Raw genomic sequence first — 3,956 nt, 5'->3', positions numbered from 1 at the left:
GGCGACGGCACGCATTTCGCTCATCGGTGGACTGATGCGGGGGTGGTGACCGACGCCGCGTTCACCGGCGCTCACCTGCTCCATCTGGCGGTGGCAGGGTGCGTGCTCAACGACATCCACCGTGAAGCGCGGACCCTGGGCATCCCGCTCCGCGGCGTCGAGGTGGTGGCGCGTGGTGGATTCGACGAGACTGCGTGGGAATCACGAGGGATCGTGTACGCGGTGACGGTGGACGCCGATGCCGACGAGTCGGCTATTGACGCGCTCCTGGCCCGCGTCGACCAGGTCGCAGAGATTCCCCGAGCCGTCCGGGCGGGCGCGACTGTGGCGAGAGCTCGCGCCGGGCTACCGCGCGGCGACATATTCTGAGCGCATAGCCGTCCCGAGGCACGGCCCCGACGCGACGATGCGCAGGCCCGGTGCGGGCACGAACTTTCAGAGGGGGCGGCGATGATCGATCCGGTGGCCGAGATCGTCGGGGACTATCGGGCGTTCGCGGCGCAGCAAGCGGAACGCCTGCATGCCCTGGGCATCGACATTCGCCCGCACTCGCTGAGCCACCTCGCCTTTCGCGTGCCCGAGTGGGACCAGTACGTGCAGGTCCGCGCGCAGCTCGAGCGCCACGCGGTCGCCAATCGTGAGAACTTCTGGAACGGCCGCCCGATCTCCCTGCTTGTCCTCGCGGAGCCCCTCGACGTCCTCGATGGGAAGGCGGTGCCGCTCATCGAACTGATCCCGCCGGTGCACCAGCGCGTGTACAAGATGGGGCTGGAGCACCTGGGCGTCGTGATCTCCGGTGGCTTCGACGAGTTTGTCGAGGCCCACAAGCCGGTCCTGACGGGCCAACAGTTCCAAGGTCCGAAGAGCACGCCCGACCCCGTCTACATCCTGTTCCAGGACTTCACGCACGTGAAGTTCTACCGACTTTCGCTTCGTGATGCGGTGGAGTCCGTCGCTGGACCGTTTGAGAACGGCTTCCATCACGTGCCGGGGCTGCCTCAGCGGATCGTGACCGCAACCGGCCCCAACCCGTTGCCGCTGTAAGGAGCCTCGACCTCCTCCTGCCGCGACAGCGGCCTGGCGGAGTTCCGATTCAACGCGTGATCGTTGAGCGGCACGGAGCCCGGCAAGCCCTACTCTGAGCGCATGGCCGACGCGAGGCACGGCGACGGGGCGACGAAGCCCCGGCGCGGATGGTGGTGGATCGACTACGTCGGGGCCGCCCTGGGCATCCTGCTCGCTGTGCTCTCGACCACGCCGTCGCTGCTGTCGCGGACCCCTCTGAACCAGGGGCTGCTCACGGGGCTCGCGTTCGGCGTGGGGTACATGATCGGGGCGCTGATCTCGACGATCGCGCGCCGCTGGATTCCCGCGCCCGGGCGGCGCGTGGCGCGCATCGCCTGGGCGGTGCTGGGCGCGGCCACCGTGGCGGTCGCCGTCCTGATGGTGCCCGCTTTCCGACGCACCCAGGACCAGCTCCGCGACAGGGTGGGCGTCGCGCACCTCACGGTGACCGACCTGCTCGTGGCGCTCGGTGTAGCGGTCGGCACCGCGGCCGCGCTGCTCCTGGCGGGCAAGGGCCTGGCCGCCCTGCAGCGGAGGATGGCCCTAGGCTTCACGCGCCGTCGCGACGCGGAGGCGACGCGGGCCACCGGCGGCGCGGCGGCCCTGGGGATCACGATCATCGCGGCCGGCCTGGTGGTGCTCGGCGCGGTCGGGGTGGGCGGCTTCGCGCTTTACACGGAGTACAGCTACCGCGACTACAACGCGTCGTTCAGCGAGTACGTGAAGGAGCCGTCCGGGGTGTACCGGTCGGTGGGAGCGCAGAGCGCGCTGTCGTGGGAGAACGCCGGTCGCGAGGGCCGCAACATCCTGGGCCGCGGTCCCAACGCCCACGACATCTCGACCGTCACCGGCGCGCCCGCCGTCGAGCCGATCCGCGTCTACGTGGGACTCGACGAGCCGGGCGGGTGGGACGAACACGCCGCCGCGGCGGTCGGGGAGCTCGAGCGCCTGCATGCGGACGAGCGCTCCGTGCTCGTGGTCGCGGCGACCACCGGCACCGGTTGGCTGGACCCGCAGGCGATCGACGCCGTCGAGTACCTCAACCACGGGGATACCGCGCTTGTCGCCGTGCAGTACACCGTGGCGGAGAGCTGGCAGTCCTTCGCGTTCCATCCCGGCGCCTACCGCGAATCCACCGCGGCGCTGGTCTCCGCCGTCCACGAGTGGTGGTCCGCGCTTCCCGAGGATGACCGGCCGCGGCTCATCCTCTACGGCCTCAGCCTTGGTTCCCGCGCGATGCAGGAGAGCTTCGCCGACGCCGAATCGCTCCGCGCCGCGGGGGACGGTGCGGTACTCGCGGGCACCCCGTACGGCACCGCCATCAATGCGGACCTCACGGCGCGCCGCGACGAGGGCTCGCCGGTGGGGGTGCCGGTGCTCGACGCCGGCCAGCAGTTCCGGTGGTTCGCGGACGGGCTCGACGTCTCATCGTCCTCGGGCACGTGGGACCAGCCGCGGGTGGCCTTTCTGCAGCACGCCGATGATCCCATCGTGTGGATCGGCCTGCCCATCGTGTGGAGCGAGCCTGAGTGGCTGCGTGAGGGCCAGCGGTCCGCTGAGATCAGCCCCGAGATGCGTTGGTACCCCATCGTGACGGGCCTGCAAGGCATGTTCGACACCGCCGTCGACCTCGACGGCCCGGACGGCGACGGGCATCGGTACGGCTCGACCACGCTCGAGGCGTGGGTCGCGGTGGCCAGCGCCGAGGACCTCGCCCCGGATGCGGTCGACGCCGTGCGCCAGCGCATCGTGGGCGAGGACCTTCCCGCAGGCGGAGACGTCTGACGCGGCCCCGGTACGATCCAGGGGTGATCCGGGGCCCCGGGTCCGACGCGACGCGCAGGCAGGAGGCCGCATGACCGGGATGAGCCCCGTGCCCTGGCTGTCGCCGGCGGACGCCGCGGTGCTCGCCGAGATCCGCGCGTCCACCCTCGCCGTGCTGGAGGAGGTGGTGGGCCGGGGCGCGCGAGTCGCGGTGCTCGACGCCCCCAACCAGCGCAACGTGGGCGATTCCATGATCTGGGCAGGCGAAGTCGCGTACTTCCGGGCGCTGGGCCTCGACGTCGCGTATGTGGCGGACATCGACAGCTATCGGGCCGATGCGGTGCGCGCCGCCGTGCCCGAGGATGGCGTGGTGCTGCTCCACGGCGGGGGCAACTTCGGGGACCTCTGGCGCGGCCACCAGAGCCACCGCGAGCGGATCGCCAAGGAGCTGCCGGACCGCCGCATCGTCCAGTTGCCCCAGTCCATCTGGTTCGAGGAGCCCAAGCGCGCCGCCAACGCGAACCGCATCATCGGGGGCCACCCCGATTTCACCCTCTTGGTGCGCGACCACGAGAGCGAGGCGCGCGCCGCCGAGCAGCTGCCCGCCGTTCCGAGGCGGTACTGCTGGGACATGGCGCTGGGGTGGACGCCCACGCGCAGTCCGGGCCCGGCGCCGGAGCGCGAGGTGCTGGTGCTCGCCCGGGAGGACAAGGAGGGCGCCTCGGGTCTCGACGGAGCGGCCGTCGAGGCCGCGGCCGGAGTCCCGGTCGAGGTCGCCGACTGGACCAGCGCCACGCTCGATACCGCCGCGTGGCGCGCCGCCCGGCGGGTCCCCGCCCTCGCCAAGCGCCGTCCCGGCCTCCTGCGCAGCCGCGCGTTCCGCCGGCTGCTCGCCGCGAGCATCGGCTGGATCAACGAGGCGAACGTGCGCGCCGGCGTCTCGCTGTACCGCGGTCGCCGCCTGGTGGTGGTGGACCGGCTGCACGCCCACGTGCTCGCGGTGCTGCTGGGCATCGACCACGTGATGCTCGACAACAACTACGGCAAGCTGGGCGCCGTGTTCCGCGACTACACCCACCGGTTCTCGACGGCCTCCTACGCGACGGACGTGACGGAGGCCGCGAGTC

Annotated in this window: 4 protein-coding genes; all 4 read left to right on the top strand. The window is 71.6% G+C overall.

Features of this window, described 5'->3' with window-relative positions; all coding sequences use genetic code 11:
- On the top strand, window positions 1-369 hold a 369-nt coding region (locus Q0L54_RS10745; protein WP_296667986.1), incomplete at its 5' end, for an OsmC family protein.
- A gap of 81 nt (window positions 370-450) precedes the next feature.
- Window positions 451-1,044: a VOC family protein gene (locus tag Q0L54_RS10740; RefSeq protein WP_296667984.1), complete on the top strand. Its 594-nt coding sequence runs from the start codon at window positions 451-453 to the stop codon at window positions 1,042-1,044.
- Window positions 1,045-1,146: 102 nt separating this feature from the next.
- Complete coding sequence (locus Q0L54_RS10735; protein WP_296667982.1) at window positions 1,147-2,850, top strand: alpha/beta-hydrolase family protein; 1,704 nt, start codon at window positions 1,147-1,149, stop codon at window positions 2,848-2,850.
- Window positions 2,851-2,920: 70 nt separating this feature from the next.
- On the top strand, window positions 2,921-3,956 hold a 1,036-nt coding region (locus Q0L54_RS10730), incomplete at its 3' end, for a polysaccharide pyruvyl transferase family protein (RefSeq protein ID WP_296667980.1).

The organism is Demequina sp. (genome assembly GCF_024642165.1).
Lineage (GTDB): Bacteria > Actinomycetota > Actinomycetes > Actinomycetales > Demequinaceae > Demequina.
This window is presented reverse-complemented; position numbering and strand designations above follow the sequence as displayed.